Below are 18,181 nucleotides of genomic sequence, written 5' to 3' on the forward strand. Positions count from 1 at the left end.
CTGGCGGACCGTCCGCCGACGAAAGGACCCCCATGAACACCCCTGAACCTTCGGATCCCCGCGCGCTCGCCCATCGCCTCACGACGGTCGGCCACGCGCTGCACCACCGCCTGTTCGCGCACCTGCGCGACAGCGGCATCCACCCCAAGACCCTCCTGCTGCTCAGCGCCATCGACGGACGCATCGACGCCCCCTGGGTGCGCGATCGACTCGCCCGCGGAGGCAAGCGCGTCACCGCTCTCGCCGACCGCGGCTGGATCGCCCGCGCCGGCGACGGATGGTCGCTGACCGACGAGGGCCGCGCCCTCCTCGACCGCGCGGATGCCGAGCGCTCGGCGCTGTTGGCCGTTGTGCCAGCCGAGCATCTCGCGAACCTGACCGCGGCGCTCGACACGCTCGCGACGGCCCTCGACCTCGACCTCGACGCCGCCGAGACGACCGGCCGCGGCCCCCGCGGGGGCTTCCGCGTCATCCCCGGCGCCGGTCGACACGGCTTCGGCCCCGACCCCCGCCGGGCCTTCGGTCCGAACGAGCACCGCGGGTTCCGCGTGGGCGAGCGCGGCGCAGGCTCCGCCCGCCACCGCCCGGCGCACCCCGCCGACCACCCCGCTTCCGACTCCGGCCCGGGCGAACGTGACGCGTCCGGCGCGCGCGGCTTCGACCGCCCGTCGCACGGGCAGGATCACGGCGCGCACGAACGCTGCCACCCGGCACACGAGCACCGCGGAGGCGAGCACGGTCACGACGGCGGTCCGCGTCACGATCGTCGCCGTGGCCACGAGCGCGCTTTCGAGCGCGGCTTCGACGCGGGCTACCAGCGCGGTCGCGAGGCGGGCGCGCCTCCGGCACCGCAGGAGTGAGGACTGCCGCATGACCTCCCGATTCCGACGCCGTCCGCGGCCGTGGTCCCTAAGCGTGACCACGGTCGCGGGTCGCGAGTTACTGCGTTCCGGCCGGTCGCGCAACATCCCCGGCCGTTCATGACGCTCCATGTCACTTCGCGACGCTCCGAGACGCACTCCTTGGCCGAGATCCGCAGCCCGCTCTAGCGTCTGGGGAAATGCCGCCGTATGCCGCCTCGGCGCAGTGAAGGAACAGCCGCATCGTGACCACCAGCCAGACCCCACCGCGCGCCGCCACCCGGCCGCCGCGGCCGTCGACCAAGCCCAACGGGCAATGGAAGATCGACGGAACCGCGCCCCTGAACGGCAACGAGGAGTGGAAGCAAGTCGACGACGGTCTCGCGGTGCGCGAGCGCATCGAGAACATCTACGCCTCCGGCGGGTTCTCCTCCATCGACCCGACCGATCTGCACGGACGGTTCCGCGTCTGGGGCCTCTACACGCAGCGCAAGCCCGGGATCGACGGCGGGCGCACGGCGACCCTCTCCCCTGAAGAGCTCGAAGACGCCTACTTCATGCTCCGCGTGCGCATCGACGGCGGACAGCTCACCACCGAGCAGTTGCGCGTCATCGCCGGCATCTCACGGGAGTTCGGCCGCGACACCGCCGACCTCACCGACCGCCAGAACGTGCAGCTGCACTGGGTCGAGGTCGAGTCGATGCCCGAGATCTGGCGCAGGCTCGAAGCGGTCGGGCTCGGCACCACCGAGGCGTGCGGCGACGTCCCGCGCGTGGTGCTCGGCTCGCCCGTGGCGGGGATCTCCGCCGAGGAGCTGATCGACCCGACCCCGCAGATCGAGGAGATCACGAGCCGCTTCATCGGCGACCCGACGCTGTCGAACCTTCCGCGCAAGTTCAAGTCGGCCATCACCGGACACCCCAACCACGACGTGGTGCACGAGATCAACGACGTCGCCTTCGTCGCGGTCGAACACCCCGAGCTCGGCATCGGCTACGACCTGTGGGTCGGCGGCGGCCTCTCGACCACCCCGCGCCTCGGCGAGCGCCTCGGCGTCTTCGTCGCACCCGAGCGGGTCGCCGAGGTCTGGCACGGAGTCGCGCAGATCTTCCGCGACTACGGCTACCGGCGCCTGCGCAACAAGGCGCGCCTGAAGTTCCTGCTCGCCGAGTGGGGGACGGAGAAGTTCCGGCAGGTGCTGCAGGACGAGTACCTCGGCTACGCCCTGCCCGACGGTCCCGCACTGCCCAAGCCCGCAGCTCCCGGCGACCACGTCGGCATCCACCGTCAGAAGGACGGCCGCTTCTACGTCGGCGCGACGCCGATCGTCGGCCGCGTCTCGGGCACCACCCTCGCCCGCCTCGCCGACCTCATCGAGGAGCACGGCTCGACGCGGCTGCGCACGACGCCGCACCAGAAGGTCGTCATCCTCGACATCCCCGAAGACCGGGTCGAATCCCTCGTCGCCGGTCTCGACGACCTCGGCCTGCAGGCACGGCCCAGCCTCATCCGCCGCGGCACCATCGCGTGCACCGGCATCGAGTTCTGCAAGCTCGCGATCGTCGAGACGAAGGTCAACGCCACCGCCGCCGTGCTCGATCTTGAAGAACGTCTCGCGGCCTTCGACCTGCCGCACCCGATCTCGTTGCACGTGAACGGCTGCCCCAACTCGTGCGCGCGCATCCAGACCGCCGACATCGGCCTGAAGGGTCAGCTCGTCACGATCGACGGCGAGCAGGTGCCCGGCTACCAGGTGCACCTCGGCGGAGGACTCGCGTCGCAGGATCGCGACGAAGCCGGCCTCGGTCGCACGGTGCGCGGCCTCAAGGTCGCCGCGGACGGCATCGCCGATTACGTCGACCGGGTCGTGCGTCGCTTCCTCGACGAGCGGAACGCCGCAGCCGACGAGACGTTCGCCCAGTGGGCGCACCGCGCCGATGAGGAGGCCCTGCAGTGACCGTGTCCCTCGCCCCCCGCGTCGCGGTGCGCCGCAGCGCCGCCGAGCTCGAAGCCCTGGCCGAGAAGGGCAATGCAGAGCTCCGCAGCCTCTCGGCCGACGAGGCGTCACCCGCCGAGGTCATCGCCTGGGTCGCCCGCCATTTCGCCCCCGAAGCCGCCGCGGTGGCCTGCTCGATGGCGGATGCCGCGCTGCCGCACCTCGTCGCCGAGCAGCTGCCGAACGTCGACGTGCTCTTCCTCGACACGGGCTACCACTTCTCCGAAACCCGCTTCACGCGCGACGAGGTGGACCGCGCCCTCGACGTGCGCGTCGTCGACGTGCTGCCCGAGCAGACGGTGGCCGAACAGGATGCCGAGTACGGCGCCCGCCTGTACGAGCGCGACCCCGCGCTCTGCTGCGCCCGCCGCAAGGTCGACCCCCTGCAGGGAGCGCTCGGCGGCTACGAGGTGTGGTTCACCGGCGTCCGCCGCGACGAGGCTCCCACGCGCACGCACACCCCGCTGGTCACCTGGGACGCGCGCAACGGCCTGGTCAAGGTGAACCCGGTCGCGGCGTGGAGCTTCGACGACCTCATCGGCTACGCCAACGACCAGAAGGTGCCGGTCAACCTCCTCCTCACCCACGGCTACCCCTCCATCGGGTGCGAGCCGTGCACCCGCCCGGTCGCCCCGGGCGAAGATCCCCGGTCCGGCCGCTGGGCGGGCCTGTCCAAGACCGAATGCGGGTTGCACACATGAGCGCTGTGTCCACGGCATCCACTGCCCTCTCCACCCTCGACCTGCTCGAGGCCGAGGCGATCCACGTCATCCGCGAGGTCGTCGCCGAGTTCGAGCGGCCCGTGCTGCTGTTCTCGGGCGGCAAGGACTCCGTCGTGGTGCTGCACCTCGCGACGAAGGCATTCGCGCCGGGCCGCGTGCCCTTCCCCGTGCTGCACGTCGACACCGGGCACAACTTCCCCGAGGTGCTGGCCTTCCGCGACGAGACCGTCGAGCGCCTCGGCCTGCGCCTCGAGGTCGCGCGCGTGCAGGACTACATCGACGACGGCCGCCTGCAGGAGCGCTCCGACGGCACGCGCAACCCGCTGCAGACGCTTCCGCTGCTGGATGCCATCGCCGCCGGCCGCCACGACGCCGTCTTCGGCGGAGCGCGCCGCGACGAGGACAAGGCGCGCGCCAAGGAGCGCATCATCTCGCTGCGCGACGAGTTCGGGCAGTGGGACCCGCGCAACCAGCGCCCGGAGCTCTGGAGCCTCTACAACGGCCGCCACACTCCCGGCCAGCACGTGCGGGCCTTCCCCATCTCGAACTGGACCGAGCTCGACATCTGGCGCTACATCGAGCGAGAAGAGATCGCCCTGCCGCCGCTGTACTTCGCGCACGAGCGCGAGGTCTATCGCCGGGGCGACATGTGGCATCCGGTCGGCCCGTTCTCCCCGCCCCGCGAGGGCGAGAACGTCGAGGTGCGCACCGTCCGCTACCGCACCGTGGGCGACATGAGCTGCACCGGAGCGGTCGAATCGGACGCCGCCGACCTGACCTCGATCGTCGCCGAGGTCGCACGCACCACCATCACCGAACGCGGAGCCACCCGCGCCGACGACCGCCTCAGCGAGGCGGCCATGGAGGATCGCAAGAAGGACGGGTACTTCTGATGTCGCTCGACACCCTCGAGGCCCCGGTCGCCACGACCGAGCCCACGCTGTTCCGCTTCGCGACCGCCGGCTCCGTCGACGACGGCAAGTCCACGCTCGTGGGGCGCCTGCTGCACGACGCGAAGGCGATCCTCGCCGACCAGCTGGAGCAGGTCGCGCGCACCTCGGCCGACCGCGGGTTCGCGCACGGCGCGTTCGACTTCGCGCTGCTGACCGACGGCCTGCGCGCCGAGCGCGAGCAGGGCATCACCATCGACGTCGCCTACCGGTACTTCGCCACCGGGACGCGGTCGTTCATCCTCGCCGACTGCCCCGGCCACGTGCAGTACACGCGCAACATGGTCACGGGCTCGACGACCGCGGATGCCGTCGTGGTGCTCGTCGACGCACGCGCCGGGGTCGTCGAGCAGACGCGCCGCCACCTCGCCGTGGTCGCCCTCCTGCGCGTGCCGCACGTCATCGTCGCGGTGAACAAGATCGACCTCGTCGACTTCTCGGCCGAGGTGTTCGCCTCGGTCGCCGCCGACGCGCGATCGATCGCGGCGGAGCTCGAGATCGACGACCTGCACGTGCTGCCCGTGTCGGCCCTCGAGGGCGACAACATCGTCGATCGCTCGACCCGCACGCCCTGGTACGACGGCCCCGCGCTTCTCGAGCTGCTCGAGACGCTGCCGTCGGCCGACGAGTCCGCGCGCGTCGGCGAACCGCTGCGCCTTCCCGTGCAGTCGGTCATCCGTCCGCAGGGCGGCCTGTCGCCCGAGCTGGCCGCCGACCCCGAGACCGCCGCGGCGTTGCGCGACTACCGCGCGGTCGCCGGGCGCATCTCGAGCGGCTCCGTCCGCGTGGGCGACGAGGTCGAGGTGTCGGGCTCGGGCGTGCGCACGGTGGTGCGCGGCATCCGGGTCGCGGGGGTTCCGGCCGACAGCGCCGTGGCCCCGCAGTCCGTCTCCCTCGAGCTCGCGGACGACGTGGATGCCGCGCGTGGCGCCGTCATCGCCTCAGCGGGGACGCTGCCCCCCTCACGGCGCGAGGCCGATGTCGAGCTCTTCCAGCTCGACGCACGGCCCCTGACCCCCGGCTCCCGCGTGCTCGTGAAGCATGGCACGGCCGCGGTGCAGGCAATCGTGGCATCCATCGACTCCCGGTACGACCTCGACGCCCTCACCCACGTCGGGGCCGACCGGCTCGAGACGAACGACATCGGCCGCGCACGCCTGCGCCTGGCCGCCGACCTGCCGCTGGAGCCCTACCGCGACAGTCGACACGAGGGCTCGTTCCTCGTCATCCATCCGTCCGACGGCGCGACCCTCGCCGCCGGAATCGTGCGCTGACCGGCGCCGATCCCATCCGCGCGCCCGCACGGCGCGCCCGACCCGCCCGCCTTCCGGCGGGCCCCACCGCGCCGACCGGCGCACGACCTACTGCCTACGAAGGAGGCGAACCGTGAAGACACTGCGCACCGCGACCGCGATCACAACCCTGGGACTGATTGCGGCGATGATGGCCGGCTGCGCCACCGGGCCCGCCTCCGCCGAGAGTGCCGACCAGGGCCCCGCCGCCGAACTCCGCCTCGGCTACTTCGCCAACGTCACCCACGCTCCCGCGCTCGTGGGGCTCCAGGAGGGCCTGCTGCAGGACGCCCTCGGTGACACGAAGCTGTCGACCGAGGTGTTCAACGCCGGGCCCGCCGCCATCGAGGCCCTGTCGGCCGGGGCCATCGACGCGACCTACATCGGGCCCAACCCGTCGATCAACACGTTCATCCAGTCCCGCGGCGAGTCGGCGCGCATCGTCGCCGGCGCGGCGACCGGCGGGGCGGCCCTCGTCGTGCGCGACGGCATCGACGACCCGGCGGACCTGAAGGGCAAGACCCTCGCCACCCCGCAGCTCGGAAACACGCAGGACGTGGCGCTGCGCGGATGGCTGAAGAAGCAGGGCTTCGAGACCGACACCTCGGGCGGCGGTGACGTCACCATCACCCCGACCGAGAACGCGCAGACCTTCCAGCTGTTCAAGGACGGCCAGCTCGACGGCGCGTGGCTCCCCGAGCCGTGGGTGTCGCGGCTGGTGATCGACGCGGGTGCGAAGGTGCTCGTCGACGAGGCCGACGAGTGGCCCGACGGACAGTTCCCCACCACTGTGCTGCTGGTGCGCAAGGACTTCCTCGACCAGCACCCGGAGACCGTGTCGAAGCTGCTCGCCGGACATGAGGCGTCCGTGAGGTGGATCGCCGACAACGCCGGTACAGCGGCGTCGGTCATCAACGCGCAGATCGCCGCCGATACGGGCAAGCCGCTCGCCGACGCCGTGATCGCGCGGGCGCTGGAGCACGTGACGTACTCGGTGGATCCGCACGCCGACACCTTCCAGACGCTGGTCGAGAACGGTGTCGCCGCCGGCACCCAGAAAGAGGGCTCGATCGAGGGCCTCTTCGACCTGCGACTGCTCAACGCGCAACTCGCGACCAGCGGCGAGGCGAAGGTCTCGGCCGCCGGACTCGGGGAGGAATGACATGACCACGGCCCGCATCGACGCCCCGGCACCCGACCTCACCACCGCTCCCGCGGTGCGCATCGACGGCGTCTCGAAGCGCTTCGGTGCGGGCCCGGTCGTCCTCGATGACATCTCCCTCGACTTCGCCCCGGGCGAGTTCGTGTGCCTGCTCGGCGCCTCGGGCTGCGGAAAGTCGACCCTGCTGAACCTCATCGCGGGTCTCGACCGTCCCACCGCGGGACGCATCGAGACGCCCCCCGAGGGCTCGGCGGTGATGTTCCAGGAGTCGGCGCTCATGCCCTGGCTGAGCGCGCGCCGCAACGTCGAGCTGGCCCTGCGCCTGCGCGGAGTGCCGCGCGCCCGTCGGCGCGACGAGGCGCTCGCGCTGCTCGACACCGTCAACCTCGCGGATGCCGCCGACAAGCGCCCGCACGAGCTCTCGGGCGGCATGCGCCAGCGTGTGGCCCTCGCCCGCGCCCTCGCGCAGGACCGGCCCGTGCTGCTCATGGACGAGCCCTTCGCCGCCCTCGACGCCATCACCCGGGACCTGCTCCACGAGGAGCTCGAGCGGGTGTGGCGCGCGAACGGTCGCACCATCGTCTTCGTCACCCACAACGTGCGCGAGGCCGCCCGCCTCGGCGAGCGCGTCGTGCTGCTGGGCAGCCGCCCGGGCCGCGTTGTCAACGAGTGGCGCATCGAGCGCACCGAGGGCCGCCGCATCGAGTCGCCCGAGGTCGCCGCCCTGTCGGTCGAGATCACCGACGAACTGCGCAAGGAGATCCGCCGCAATGCGCGCTGACACCACCGCCTCCCCCGACGACCTGCGCAGCCTCGAGGCGGGCCTCGACAACCTGCAGACCACGACCGATGCCGCTGCCGGCCGCTGGCGCACGTTCTGGTCGAGCGTGCTCCCGCCGATCATCTTCGTCGTGCTGCTGATCGCCGCGTGGCAGCTCTACGTCGTCATCGCCGACCCGCGCCCCGACAAGGCCCCGAGCCCCGCCGACGTCCTCGGCGCGCTGAGCTACGCCTGGGACACCGGCCGGCTGCAGGAGGCCGTGCTGACGAGCCTCGAACGCGGCGTCCTCGGGTTCCTCATCGCCATCGTCGTCGGCACCCCCATCGGGCTGCTGCTGGCCGAGGTGCGCCCCATCCGTCGCGCGGTGGGCCCGATCATCTCGGGACTGCAGGTGCTGCCGTCGGTGGCGTGGGTGCCCGCCGCGATCATCTGGTTCGGCTTGACGGATGCCACGGCCTACTTCGTCATCCTGATGGGCGCCATCCCCTCGATCATCAACGGCCTCATCGCCGGCGTCGACCAGGTGCCGCCGCAACTGCGGCGCGTCGGCACCGTGCTGGGCGCCTCGCGGTGGCAGCTCGCGACCTCGGTGATCCTCCCCGCCGCCCTCCCCGGCTACTTCGCCGGGCTCAAGCAGGGCTGGGCGTTCTCGTGGCGCTCGCTGATGGCGGCCGAGATCATCACCTCGGGCGGCACGATCGGCTTCGGCCTCGGCACGATGCTGCAGCAGACGCGCGATCTCGCCGACCTCGCCGGCGTGCTCGCCACGATCGTCGTCATCCTCGGAATCGGCATCCTGATCGAACTCGCCTTCTTCGGCCCCATCGAGCGACGCATCCTGCGCGGTCGCGGTCTGCTGGTGTCGGGAGGAGCACGATGAGCGGGACCACGGAGGGGACGGATGCCACCGGGCTCCGCACTGCGCAGACCGCCGAGGCGCCGGCATCCGGAACCGTCTGGCTCGTCGGCGCCGGACCCGGCGATGCGGGCCTGCTGACCCTTCGGGGACTGCGCGCCCTCGAATCCGCCGACGTCATCGTCGCCGACCGGCTCGGCGCGCGGGGAGTGCTCGACGGCCTCGCGGCAGAGGGCGTCCACCTGACCGCCGAGGTGATCGACGTCGGCAAGCTCCCCGGCCATCACGCCGTCCCGCAGGATGCCATCAACGCCCTGCTCGTGCGCGAGGCCCGGGCCGGACGCACCGTCGTGCGGCTCAAGGGCGGCGACCCGTACGTGTTCGGCCGCGGCGGCGAGGAGCTGTTCGCGTGCCAGGACGCCGGCATCGACGTGCGCGTGGTCTCCGGCGTCACGAGCGCGGTCTCGGTGCCCGCCCTCGCCGGCATCCCGCTCACCCACCGCGGCGTGGCGACGAGCTTCACCGTCGCGACCGCCCACGACCAGATCGTCTCGCTCGGCGGCGGGCGCGACCACACGGTCGTGCTGCTCATGGGCGTGGGTACCCTCGCGCACTCGGCCGTCGTCCTCGCCCGCGGCGAGCGCGGCGCGGACTGCCCGGTCGCGATCGTCGAAGACGGCTTCGGCGCGCGCCAGCGCGTCACCGTCGGAACCCTCGCCACGATCGCCGCGCAGGCCGCGGAGCGCGGGGTGCGCTCCCCCGCCGTCGTGGTCGTCGGCGACGTGGTGCGCTTGAGCCCGTACGCGCCGACCGCCCTGGCATCCCTCGATCTCACCTTCGACCCGCTCGCCGTTCCCCGAAAGGCCTCCTCGCTGTGACCTCGTCTTCTCTCACCTCGCTCCGTGTCGCGATCGTCGGCGCCGGCCCCGCCGGCATCTACGCGGGCAACATCCTCACGCGCGCGGTGACCGACGCCGGCGGTACGGTCGCGATCGACCTCTTCGACTCGCTGCCCGCGCCCTACGGCCTCATCCGCTACGGCGTCGCCCCCGACCACCCGCGCATCAAGGGCATCGTCGACTCGCTGCACGAAATGCTCGACGCGGGCTCGACCCGCTTCATCGGCAACGTCGAGGTGGGCCGCGACATCGCGGTCGAGGAGCTTCACGCGCGCTACGACGCGGTGATCCTCGCCACGGGAGCGCTGCGCGATGCACCGCTGGACATCCCCGGCATCGACCTGCCCGGCTCGTACGGCGCGGCCGACTTCGTCGCCTGGTACGACGGCCACCCCGACGTCTCCCGCGAGTGGCCGCTCGATCAGAGCGAGGTCGCCGTCATCGGCAACGGCAACGTCGCCCTCGACGTGGCCCGCGTGCTCGCCAAGCACGCCGTCGACCTGCGTTCGACCGAGATCGCCGACAACGTGCTGCACGGCCTCGAGGCCTCCGCCGTCACCGACGTGCACGTGTTCGGCCGCCGCGGGCCCGCCGACATCAAGTTCACGCCCATCGAGCTGCGCGAGCTCGGCGAGGTGCCGAACGTCGACATCGTCGTGCACGACGAGGACTTCGCGGATGCCGACCCCGCCCAGGCCTCCAACAACCAGCTCAAGGTCATGCTGCGGGTGCTGAACAGCTGGCGGGGCCGTGAGTCGACCGGGGCGAGCCGTCGCCTGCACCTGCACTTCTACCACTCGCCCCTCGCCGTGCTCGGCGAGGACCGGGTCGAGGGGCTGCGCTTCGAGCGGACCGAGCCCGTCGGCGACGGCACCGTGCGCGGCACGGGCGAGATCCGCGAGATCGCCGTGCAACAGGTCTACCGCGCGGTCGGCTACTTCTCGAGCCCCGTGCTCGGGGCCCCGTTCGACGCCGTGCGCGGCGTCGTGCCCAACGTCGAGGGTCGCGTCGTCGAGAACGACGCCGTGGTCTCGGGGCTGTACGCGACCGGCTGGATCAAGCGCGGACCCGTGGGCTTGATCGGGCACACGAAGTCGGATGCCATGGAGACCATCGCCCACCTCGTCTCCGACATCGAGGCCGGCGCCCTGTCGGCCCCCACGGTCGACGGCGACGTTCTGGACGCCCTGTCCGAGCGCGGCGTGGAGTTCACGACGTGGGAGGGCTGGCGCACCCTCGACGCCCACGAGCGCGCGCTCGGCGCCGCGCACGAGCACACGCGCGAGCGGGTCAAGGTCGTGTCGCGCGAGGAGCAGGTCGCCGTCTCGCGGTCGGGAGCGCTCGTCCCGTGACGTACGTGATCGCCCTCCCCTGCGTGGACGTGAAAGACCGCGCCTGCATCGACGAATGCCCCGTCGACTGCATCTACGAGGGTGAGCGCTCGCTGTACATCCACCCCGACGAGTGCGTGGACTGCGGCGCCTGCGAGCCCGTGTGCCCCGTCGAGGCGATCTACTACGAAGACGACCTGCCCGACGAGTGGTCCGACTACTACACGGCGAACGTGGAGTTCTTCGACGACATCGGCTCGCCCGGCGGAGCCGCGAAGGTCGGTGTGATCGCGAAGGATCACCCGGTCGTCGCGGAGTTGCCGCCGCAGGCGCATGACTGACGCCGCGGGTGGGGCGCTGTCCGGTGGGGCGCTCTCCGGTGGGGCGCTGTCCGGTGGGGTGCCGTTGAATGGCGTGCCGTCCGATGGCGTGCCGGCCGGTGGGCCCCGCGTGCGCGGGGCTCTGTCGGGCGGCGCTGGCTCCGCGGCCGCGGCGTCCTCCCCCGGGCTTCCCGCCGAGGTCGCGTCCGCCGACGTCCTCATCGTCGGCGGGGGTCCGGCGGGGCTGTCGGCCGCGCTGAACCTGGCCCGCGCCCGCGCCTCGGTCGTCGTGGTCGACACCGGCCGGCCCCGCAACGCCGCGACGCTGCGCTCGCACGGTTTCCTCACCCGCGACGGCGTCTCACCGATCGAGCTGCGCAAGCTCGCCCGCGCGGAACTGCGCGCGTACGACGGGGTGCGCATCCTCGACCGATCCGCCGTAGCGCGTATCGAGACGGATGCCGACGGCTTCGTCGTAACGCTCTCTGGTCGGGCCGCTGCGGCATCCCCCGTTCTGACCGCGCGCACGGTCGTGGTGGCGACGGGGCTCGGCGAAACACTGCCCGACGTGCCGAACCTGCGGTCGTTCTACGGCATGTCGGTCTTCAGCTGCGCCGCGTGCGACGGGTGGGAGCTGCAGGACCGACCGGTGGCCCTCATCGGCGAGACGCCCGACCTCGCCGACCGCGCGCGGCTGCTGACGCGCTGGACGTCGCAGCTCACGGTGTGCACCAACGGCGCCGCGGTCATCGATCCGGCCGATGAGGCCGAGCTGGTGGCATCCGGGATTCGCGTCGAGAGGCGCACGATCGCCGACCTCGAGGGCGAGCGCGGGCAGGTCGCCGCCGTGCGGTTCACCGACGGTTCCTCGCTCGCGGTCGCGGGCGGCTTCGTGCGGCCGACGTGGCACGCCGCGCACGACTTCCTCGATCCGCTCGCCCCCGACCAGGATGCCGACGGGCACCTCGTCACGGACCGCTCCGGGCGCACGTCGGTACCCGGTTTGTACGCGGCGGGGGATGCCGCGGCTCCCGGTCCCCAGCAGCTCATCGTCGCGGCCGGCCAGGGCGCGCGGGTGGCGGCGGTGCTGGTGCAGGACCTGCTGGGCGTGCGTACGGCGCACTGACGTGGGCGGGTGAGGTCGGTGGCGTGGCCCGGGGCGGCGGCATCCACCGGTCTCGTCCGCGAGATCACACCCGTTTCGCGAGACGACACGCGTTTGCGCGCAAACACGTGTGACCTCGACGAAGAGGTGTGATCTCGACGCGGGATGGCGCCGCGTCGATGGGCGACGCCGGTCAGCCGCCGAGCGCGCCCGCGTCGGTGGAGCCGACGTCGGTGCGGTGGAAGTTGAGCGCCGAACGCGAAGCAGTCGGGCCCCGCTGGCCCTGGTAGCGGTTGCCGTACGGGCCGGAGCCGTAGGGGTTCTCGGCGGGTGAGGTGAGACGGAAGTAGCAGACCTGCCCGATCTTCATGCCCGGCCAGAGCTTGATGGGCAGGGTGGCGACGTTCGAGAGCTCGAGAGTGACGTGTCCCGAGAAGCCCGGGTCGATGAACCCGGCTGTCGAGTGGGTCAGAAGGCCGAGTCGACCGAGCGACGACTTGCCCTCGAGCCGCGCGGCGACGTCGTCGGGGAGGCTGACCCGCTCGTACGTCGATCCGAGGGCGAATTCACCCGGGTGAAGGATGAACGGCTCGTCGGGCGCGACCTCGATCAGGCGGGTGAGCTCGGGCTGATCCTCGGCGGGGTCGATGAAGGGGTACTTGTGGTTGTCGAAGAGACGGAAGTAGCGCTCGAGCCGCACGTCGATGCTCGAGGGCTGCACCATGGCGGGGTCGTAGGGATCGATGCCGAGGCGCTTCGCGTCGAGTTCGGCCCGGATGTCGCGATCGGAGAGCAGCACGGCCCCAGCCTAGGGGCGGTGTCGGTCGCGGCGCCGCCGCGTTTCGGCGGGTGACCAGTGGTCGGCTCCGGGGCGCCCGCCGGGCACGCCCGACAGGCACGCCCTCCGCGAGATCGCATCCGTTTGCCGAAACCGCACGGGTCTGACGGCGATCGCATGCGGCCTCGGCGAACGGATGCAGTCTCGACAACGGTTTCCGGATGCCACGGGATGCGGGCCGGACGCTGTTATGCTGGCCGGGTTGCCGCAAGGCATCCGGGGCTGTAGTTCAATGGCAGAACTTCTGCTTCCCAAGCAGATAGCGCGGGTTCGATTCCCGTCAGCCCCTCAAAGCCCTCACGGGTGGCCATCGGCCGCCCGGGAGGGCTTTCGTGTTGTCGTGAAGCGAACCCTTGGGTGGGCCCCTGCCGCCGGAGGCTCCGCGCGTCGCGCAGCGGCGCGTGGAGGGGCGGTAGGGACGATTCCCGTCAGCCCCTCAAAGGTCCGACATGCCGGCGCAGCCGGTGTGGCGGGCCTTTCGCGTGGGTGCCGTAGGAACCGATCCCGCAGCGGGTGGGCCCACGCCGCCGGAGGCTCCGCGCGTCGCGCAGCGACGCGAGGAGGGGCGGTGGGGACGATTCCGGTCAGCCCCTCAAAGCCCTCACGGGTGGCCATCGGCCGCCCGGGAGGGCTTTCGTGTTGTCGTGAAGCGAACCCTCGGGTGGGCCCACGCCGCCGGAGGCTCCGCACGTCGCACAGCGACGCGTGGAGGGGCGGTGGGGACGATGCTCGTCAGCCGGGGAAGGCTTCGACGTCAGTCCGCGTCCTCCGCGAGCGGCCTGCGCCTGGCTGCCACGGCGACGGCGACGCAGCCGACCGCGAGGCACGCGAGGTTGCTGAAGAACATGACGACGATGGGCGTCGAGACGACCCCGCCGTTGCGTGCGAGCACGACGAGCATCGACAACCCACCGATGGCCGCGATGACAACGGTCCCACTCACCGAGAGCGGGGCGTGATGGCGCTCGACGAAGAGTTGCGTCACGATGATCACCAGCGCGACCGCCATCAGCGCGGAACAGCCGACGATCCACCACGCGGAGTCATCCGGGGGGAGCGGGTCTCCGAATTTGCCGCCCCCGCTGACCGCGAACATGCCGACAGCGAGCGCAGGTACCGCAATCTCAGCGAGTGCGAACACGGCACCCTGACGACGCACGACCGGCTTGTGCTTCTCGCGCCACTTCCGCCGCGAGAACGCGGCATCCTCATCGGTCACCGATGGATCGCGCGGGACGTGGGGACGTGCATGGTCCGAGCGTATCGCCGGCCCCCTCCGGACGGAGGAGGTCGAATACGCGCAGGTCTCCGGCCGCGCGGTCGCCGATACCGCGCTCCGACCTCATCGGCCCGCCGTTCAGTTGCGCGGGCGCGACGCGCCGTTCAGGTCGAGGACGCCCCCACGCCGAGTCGCTGGATCGCGCGAGCCCGCGCGCTCAGGCGGTCGCGCCGACCACGGTCGCGCTCGTCTCGATGGTCGCACCGGCGCCGCCGAGCGCCGCGAGGAATGCCGCGTGCACGGCACGCCCCTCCACCTCCACGCCATCGTGAGCGAGGTCGGGCGCGGCGCACGCATCGCCGACGACGGTGACGTCGTGACCGAGGTCGAGGGCGGCGCGGACGGTGGCATCCACGCACATGCTCGTCATCATGCCGACGACGAGCAACGGCCGGTCGCCGAGGGCGCGCAGGCGTTCCTGCAGGTCGGTGCCGAGGAAGGAGTTCGGCGCATGCTTGACGATCACGGACTCATCCGCGGTCGGAGCGACGCGAGGGTCGATCTCGGCGCCGTCGGTGCCGACCTCCAGGAACCCGCCGCCGGCCGGACTCGCATGACGCACGTGGATGACAGGTCCGCCCCTCTCTCGGTGCCATGCCAGCACCCGCGCGGCCGCGTCCGCTGCCGCATCGGGTCCGACGAGGGGGTGACGCCCGCCCGGGAAGTAGTCGCGCTGGATGTCGATGATGAGGAGGGCGGGGAGCATGGGAACACCCTCTCACCACGAGAGTGATGCGGGGCCGATCTCTCCCCACCGATCGGTCAGCTGCGCAGGTGCGAGGCGCCGTTCAGGTCGAGGATGGCTCCCGACGCCCACTGCGAGCGGGGCGAGCTGAGGTAGACCACGGCATCCGCCACTTCTTCCGGGGTCGCGACGCGGCCGAACGGACTCTGGTCCCGGATGTCGTCGCCCGCCGCGCCGGAGAGCTTCTCCTGCTGCCGGTCGGTGCCCACGAAGCCGGGCGCGACGCTGGTCACCGCGATGCCGTGCGGGGCGAGCGCGACCGCGAGGGACTGGCCCATCGCGTGCAGGCCCGCCTTCGCGGCGCCGTAGGCGGGGAACTCCGGCTCTCCGCGGAACGCCCCGCGCGAGCCGACATTCACGATCGACCCGGGGAGTCCCCGTTCGACGAGGGACCGCGCGACGAGGAAGGTCATGTTCGCGGGTGCGCGCAGGTCGACGTCGACCATCTGCTCCCAGATGCGGTGCCAGGTGGCGTAGTCGACGGTGGAGATCGGATGCGAGGTCGCCGCGTTCGGCGCGATCGCGGCGTTGTTGACGAGCACGTCGATCCGTCCGAACGCCTCGAGGACGTCGGTCACGACGCGCTCCGCCGTCGCCGGGTCGGAGAGGTCACCGCCGACCACGAGATGCCCCTCGCCATGCAGGAGCGCATGTGTCTCGTCGGCGGCATCCTGATCGTGGCCGTAATGGACGGCGACGCGGTCCCCGCGCGCGCTGAGGGCGACGGCGATGGCCCGGCCGATACCGCGGGAAGCGCCGGTGACGAGGGAGTGCAGCATCGTCTCATCCTCGCTCACCCCGAGCGTCCGGGCGGCGACGCGAAACGGCGGCGCCACCCGGACTGTCCGGGGCTCACACGCCGGGGTGATGACCGGTCACGTCCGTCGTGGAGCACTCACGTTACGACGACGCGCTCCGACGAAGGCCCGCTTGACGAGCTCCCCCGGCGGATGCGGGGGGGTGTCGTTCAGGGCGACTTCCGCTCGTCGGGGCGCGAGTCGTCGGCTCCGACGGGCGGAGCCCGCCCCGAACCGACGACCGGGGGTCAGGCGCGGGTGAAGCCGTCGAGGTCGGGGTCCCAGAAGGCATCCGGGTTGTCGGAGTCGACCGTCTGCTCGTGCGCGACCGCGGGCGCCTGCGGAAAGCGCTTGTGCTGGCGGAGCTCCTCAGCGGCCCACGCGAAGTCGGGCTCGTCGCCGGACCACTCGCGGGCGGGCGCACTCAGTACGTCGTTGCCGACGCCGATGACGAGCTCGGCCTGCTCGGTCTCACCCGCGGCGGTGACGATCGGGATGCTGACCGCCTCGGACTGGCCGTCGGCGGCGATCGACGCCGTCAACTGCACGAGCGCCTCGGCGACGTCGTCCGTCGTGGTCACGGTCTCACCGGCATACGTCACAGATCGCATTCCCCCATCGTGGGGGCGGCGACGTCACTACGGGGGCCGCTTGCCCTGCGGGCCACCGCTCCGGTAGGGCGGATGTCGGAGGGCGGCGCTAGGTTCTCGGACACGAGGTGAGGAGCAGGTTCCATGGCAGACATTCCCGAGCTCATCGTCGCCGACGTCGGGCGGTGGCGGGCGTGGCTCGATGACAACGAGAGCGAGAGCGACGGCGTGCGCCTCGTGCTCGCGAAGAAGGGCACCACCACCCCCACCACCCTCAGCTACGCCGAGGCTCTCGACGAAGCGCTCTGCAGCGGGTGGATCGACGGTCGCCGGCAGTCACGGGATGCCACGACCTTCTGGCAGCACTTCACTCCCCGCCGCGCGCGGTCACTGTGGTCGACGCGCAACGTCGACATCGTGGCGCGCCTGAGCGAAGAGGGGCGGATGCGTCCGCGCGGAGCCGACGAGATCGCGAGGGCCCGGGCCGACGGGAGGTGGGACCGGGCGTACGCCGGTCCCGCGACGATCGAGGTGCCGCCCGACCTCCAGGCGGCACTGGACGCCGCGCCCGCCGCCGCGCGCGCGTTCGGGGCTCTGAACAAGACGCAGCGGTACTCGTTTCTGCACCCCGTGGTCACGGCCACGACGGAAACCGTCCGCGCGGCGCGCATCGCGCGCCACATCGCGCGTCTCGAAGCGCTCGAGGGGGAGGAGAAGACCTGACGCGCCGTCCGCGCCCGTCGGGGGCCGCCGGCGACCGGTCCGGGGGTCCTCGCACATCCGCCCGTCGGGAGGCCGCCGGCGACCGGTTCCGGGGGTGCTCGCGCATCCGCCCGTCGGGAGGCCGCAGGCCACCGGTCCGGGGGTCCGCACGCATCCGCCCGCGGGGGTCGTGGGACCGAGAGAATGGAGACATGCGCGCGCGACGGATGCTGAGCCTGGGAGCCGCGGCATCCCTCGTCCTGAGCCTCGCCGCGTGTTCCTCCCCGTCGCCCGAGGTCATCCCGTCGGCGCCCGTGCTCGATGCGAACGCGCCGGTCGTGGCGTTCTACGGCGACTCCTACACACGCGGGACGGGGGCGAGCTCACCCGACAAGCGCTGGTCGACGATCGTGTCGGCGGAGCGCGGCTGGCGCGAGATCAACCGCTCCGAGAACGGGCTCGGGTTCGTCAACCGCCGCGCCTCGATGGGGCCGGGGCTCGATGACATCCCCGCCCTCGTGATCGACGACGACCCCGACATCGTCTTCGTCACGATGGGCCTGAACGACAACTTCAGCTACGACCGAGCCGCCGACGACATCCGGGCCGCCATCGACAGCGACCTGCGACGGCTGCGGGACGGGCTGCCGGATGCGCGCATCGTCGTCGTCGAACCGTTCTGGTACACCGATGACCGGCCGGCCTCGGTCGACGTCATCGCCGGGTGGGTCGAGGCCGCCGCCGAGCGCATCGACGCGGACCACATAGGCGGCGCAAGCCACTGGCTCGACGGGCACGACGCCGACGCGTCCGACAGCTGGATGGCCTCCGACGGCCTGCACCCGAACGACACGGGCTACGCCGACATGGCGAAGCGGATGGATGCCGCGCTCCGCGCCCTCGACCCGCCCCTGTGACCGCGCGGCGGGGAGTCGTCCAGAGCCCGCCCGTCGCG

The 18,181-nt window shown here is 72.0% G+C and carries 19 protein-coding genes and 1 tRNA gene; 15 read left to right on the forward strand and 5 right to left on the reverse strand.

The features are described 5' to 3' along the window. Positions 1 to 32: 32 nt before the first annotated feature. From ACTJJP_RS10415 to ACTJJP_RS10470, 12 genes are all read left to right on the forward strand, one after another. Positions 33 to 860, forward strand: coding sequence for a MarR family winged helix-turn-helix transcriptional regulator (locus tag ACTJJP_RS10415; RefSeq protein WP_440774947.1), 828 nt, complete (start codon positions 33 to 35; stop codon positions 858 to 860). A 242-nt stretch (positions 861 to 1,102) separates the two neighbouring features. Further along, positions 1,103 to 2,818 carry a nitrite/sulfite reductase gene (locus ACTJJP_RS10420; protein ID WP_440775090.1) on the forward strand — a complete coding sequence of 572 codons (1,716 nt, stop codon included), beginning with the start codon at positions 1,103 to 1,105 and terminating at the stop codon, positions 2,816 to 2,818. Further along, positions 2,815 to 3,558 (forward strand): phosphoadenylyl-sulfate reductase, encoded by a 744-nt coding sequence (locus tag ACTJJP_RS10425; RefSeq protein WP_440774948.1) that lies wholly within the window; start codon positions 2,815 to 2,817, stop codon positions 3,556 to 3,558. Before ACTJJP_RS10420 ends, ACTJJP_RS10425 begins: the two co-directional genes overlap by 4 nt. Further along, a complete protein-coding gene (cysD, locus tag ACTJJP_RS10430; protein ID WP_440774949.1) occupies positions 3,555 to 4,472 on the forward strand; it encodes a sulfate adenylyltransferase subunit CysD in 918 nt (305 codons plus the stop codon). Before ACTJJP_RS10425 ends, cysD begins: the two co-directional genes overlap by 4 nt. Next, positions 4,472 to 5,803 (forward strand): sulfate adenylyltransferase subunit 1, encoded by a 1,332-nt coding sequence (locus tag ACTJJP_RS10435; RefSeq protein ID WP_440774950.1) that lies wholly within the window; start codon positions 4,472 to 4,474, stop codon positions 5,801 to 5,803. Before cysD ends, ACTJJP_RS10435 begins: the two co-directional genes overlap by 1 nt. A gap of 112 nt (positions 5,804 to 5,915) precedes the next feature. Continuing rightward, positions 5,916 to 6,983, forward strand: coding sequence for an ABC transporter substrate-binding protein (locus ACTJJP_RS10440; RefSeq protein ID WP_440774951.1), 1,068 nt, complete (start codon positions 5,916 to 5,918; stop codon positions 6,981 to 6,983). A 1-nt stretch (position 6,984) separates the two neighbouring features. Next, positions 6,985 to 7,764 (forward strand): ABC transporter ATP-binding protein, encoded by a 780-nt coding sequence (locus ACTJJP_RS10445; RefSeq protein WP_440774952.1) that lies wholly within the window; start codon positions 6,985 to 6,987, stop codon positions 7,762 to 7,764. Beyond that, on the forward strand, positions 7,754 to 8,644 hold the full coding sequence (locus ACTJJP_RS10450; protein ID WP_440774953.1) for an ABC transporter permease: 891 nt from the start codon (positions 7,754 to 7,756) through the stop codon (positions 8,642 to 8,644). Before ACTJJP_RS10445 ends, ACTJJP_RS10450 begins: the two co-directional genes overlap by 11 nt. Next, the gene (cobA, locus tag ACTJJP_RS10455; RefSeq protein ID WP_440774954.1) at positions 8,641 to 9,498 is read left to right on the forward strand and encodes a uroporphyrinogen-III C-methyltransferase; all 858 of its coding nucleotides are present in this window, start codon (positions 8,641 to 8,643) and stop codon (positions 9,496 to 9,498) included. The genes ACTJJP_RS10450 and cobA overlap by 4 nt, the downstream gene beginning before the upstream one ends. Then, positions 9,495 to 10,871: an FAD-dependent oxidoreductase gene (locus tag ACTJJP_RS10460; RefSeq protein WP_440774955.1), complete on the forward strand. Its 1,377-nt coding sequence runs from the start codon at positions 9,495 to 9,497 to the stop codon at positions 10,869 to 10,871. Before cobA ends, ACTJJP_RS10460 begins: the two co-directional genes overlap by 4 nt. Then, entirely contained in the window at positions 10,868 to 11,191 is a 324-nt protein-coding gene (gene fdxA / locus ACTJJP_RS10465; RefSeq protein WP_440774956.1) for a ferredoxin, read from the forward strand. Before ACTJJP_RS10460 ends, fdxA begins: the two co-directional genes overlap by 4 nt. Then, a complete protein-coding gene (locus tag ACTJJP_RS10470) occupies positions 11,184 to 12,296 on the forward strand; it encodes an NAD(P)/FAD-dependent oxidoreductase (RefSeq protein ID WP_440774957.1) in 1,113 nt (370 codons plus the stop codon). Before fdxA ends, ACTJJP_RS10470 begins: the two co-directional genes overlap by 8 nt. 172 nt (positions 12,297 to 12,468) lie before the next feature. Here ACTJJP_RS10470 and dcd read toward each other — a convergent pair whose 3' ends face one another. Next, positions 12,469 to 13,074 (reverse strand): dCTP deaminase, encoded by a 606-nt coding sequence (gene dcd / locus ACTJJP_RS10475; protein ID WP_440774958.1) that lies wholly within the window; start codon positions 13,072 to 13,074, stop codon positions 12,469 to 12,471. 257 nt (positions 13,075 to 13,331) lie between these two features. Between dcd and ACTJJP_RS10480 the strand changes: the two genes are divergently transcribed. Beyond that, positions 13,332 to 13,402: transfer RNA gene (locus ACTJJP_RS10480), tRNA-Gly, on the forward strand. Positions 13,403 to 13,867: 465 nt separating this feature from the next. Here ACTJJP_RS10480 and ACTJJP_RS10485 read toward each other — a convergent pair. The 4 genes from ACTJJP_RS10485 to ACTJJP_RS10500 form a co-directional block, all read right to left on the reverse strand. Then, positions 13,868 to 14,332 carry a hypothetical protein gene (locus tag ACTJJP_RS10485; protein ID WP_440774959.1) on the reverse strand — a complete coding sequence of 155 codons (465 nt, stop codon included), beginning with the start codon at positions 14,330 to 14,332 and terminating at the stop codon, positions 13,868 to 13,870. 217 nt (positions 14,333 to 14,549) lie between these two features. Further along, positions 14,550 to 15,098 carry a cysteine hydrolase family protein gene (locus ACTJJP_RS10490; RefSeq protein ID WP_440774960.1) on the reverse strand — a complete coding sequence of 183 codons (549 nt, stop codon included), beginning with the start codon at positions 15,096 to 15,098 and terminating at the stop codon, positions 14,550 to 14,552. Positions 15,099 to 15,154: 56 nt separating this feature from the next. Then, positions 15,155 to 15,916 carry an SDR family NAD(P)-dependent oxidoreductase gene (locus tag ACTJJP_RS10495; protein WP_440774961.1) on the reverse strand — a complete coding sequence of 254 codons (762 nt, stop codon included), beginning with the start codon at positions 15,914 to 15,916 and terminating at the stop codon, positions 15,155 to 15,157. Positions 15,917 to 16,182: 266 nt separating this feature from the next. After that, on the reverse strand, positions 16,183 to 16,545 hold the full coding sequence (locus ACTJJP_RS10500) for a hypothetical protein (RefSeq protein ID WP_440774962.1): 363 nt from the start codon (positions 16,543 to 16,545) through the stop codon (positions 16,183 to 16,185). 123 nt (positions 16,546 to 16,668) lie between these two features. Here ACTJJP_RS10500 and ACTJJP_RS10505 point away from each other — a divergent pair, with 123 nt between their 5' ends. Both ACTJJP_RS10505 and ACTJJP_RS10510 read left to right on the forward strand, forming a co-directional pair. Beyond that, the gene (locus ACTJJP_RS10505) at positions 16,669 to 17,247 is read left to right on the forward strand and encodes a YdeI/OmpD-associated family protein (protein WP_440774963.1); all 579 of its coding nucleotides are present in this window, start codon (positions 16,669 to 16,671) and stop codon (positions 17,245 to 17,247) included. Positions 17,248 to 17,438: 191 nt separating this feature from the next. Next, a complete protein-coding gene (locus tag ACTJJP_RS10510) occupies positions 17,439 to 18,143 on the forward strand; it encodes an SGNH/GDSL hydrolase family protein (RefSeq protein WP_440774964.1) in 705 nt (234 codons plus the stop codon). The last annotated feature ends 38 nt before the right edge of the window (positions 18,144 to 18,181 follow it).

The sequence above is a fragment of the Microbacterium sp. 22296 genome, from assembly GCF_052045385.1.
Classification (GTDB): Bacteria; Actinomycetota; Actinomycetes; order Actinomycetales; family Microbacteriaceae; genus Microbacterium.

Excerpts from the sequence above, each read along its gene's own strand:
- ACTJJP_RS10435 (WP_440774950.1), top strand. The coding sequence starts at position 4,472 with ATGTCGCTCGACACCCTCGAGGCCCCGGTCGCCACGACCGAGCCCACG.
- ACTJJP_RS10415 (WP_440774947.1), top strand. The coding sequence starts at position 33 with ATGAACACCCCTGAACCTTCGGATCCCCGCGCGCTCGCCCATCGCCTC.
- cobA (WP_440774954.1), top strand. The coding sequence starts at position 8,641 with ATGAGCGGGACCACGGAGGGGACGGATGCCACCGGGCTCCGCACTGCG.
- ACTJJP_RS10510 (WP_440774964.1), top strand. The coding sequence starts at position 17,439 with ATGCGCGCGCGACGGATGCTGAGCCTGGGAGCCGCGGCATCCCTCGTC.
- ACTJJP_RS10495 (WP_440774961.1), bottom strand. The coding sequence starts at position 15,916 with ATGCTGCACTCCCTCGTCACCGGCGCTTCCCGCGGTATCGGCCGGGCC.
- ACTJJP_RS10470 (WP_440774957.1), top strand. The coding sequence starts at position 11,184 with ATGACTGACGCCGCGGGTGGGGCGCTGTCCGGTGGGGCGCTCTCCGGT.
- ACTJJP_RS10450 (WP_440774953.1), top strand. The coding sequence starts at position 7,754 with ATGCGCGCTGACACCACCGCCTCCCCCGACGACCTGCGCAGCCTCGAG.
- cysD (WP_440774949.1), top strand. The coding sequence starts at position 3,555 with ATGAGCGCTGTGTCCACGGCATCCACTGCCCTCTCCACCCTCGACCTG.
- ACTJJP_RS10505 (WP_440774963.1), top strand. The coding sequence starts at position 16,669 with ATGGCAGACATTCCCGAGCTCATCGTCGCCGACGTCGGGCGGTGGCGG.
- ACTJJP_RS10500 (WP_440774962.1), bottom strand. The coding sequence starts at position 16,545 with ATGCGATCTGTGACGTATGCCGGTGAGACCGTGACCACGACGGACGAC.
- ACTJJP_RS10445 (WP_440774952.1), top strand. The coding sequence starts at position 6,985 with ATGACCACGGCCCGCATCGACGCCCCGGCACCCGACCTCACCACCGCT.
- ACTJJP_RS10490 (WP_440774960.1), bottom strand. The coding sequence starts at position 15,098 with ATGCTCCCCGCCCTCCTCATCATCGACATCCAGCGCGACTACTTCCCG.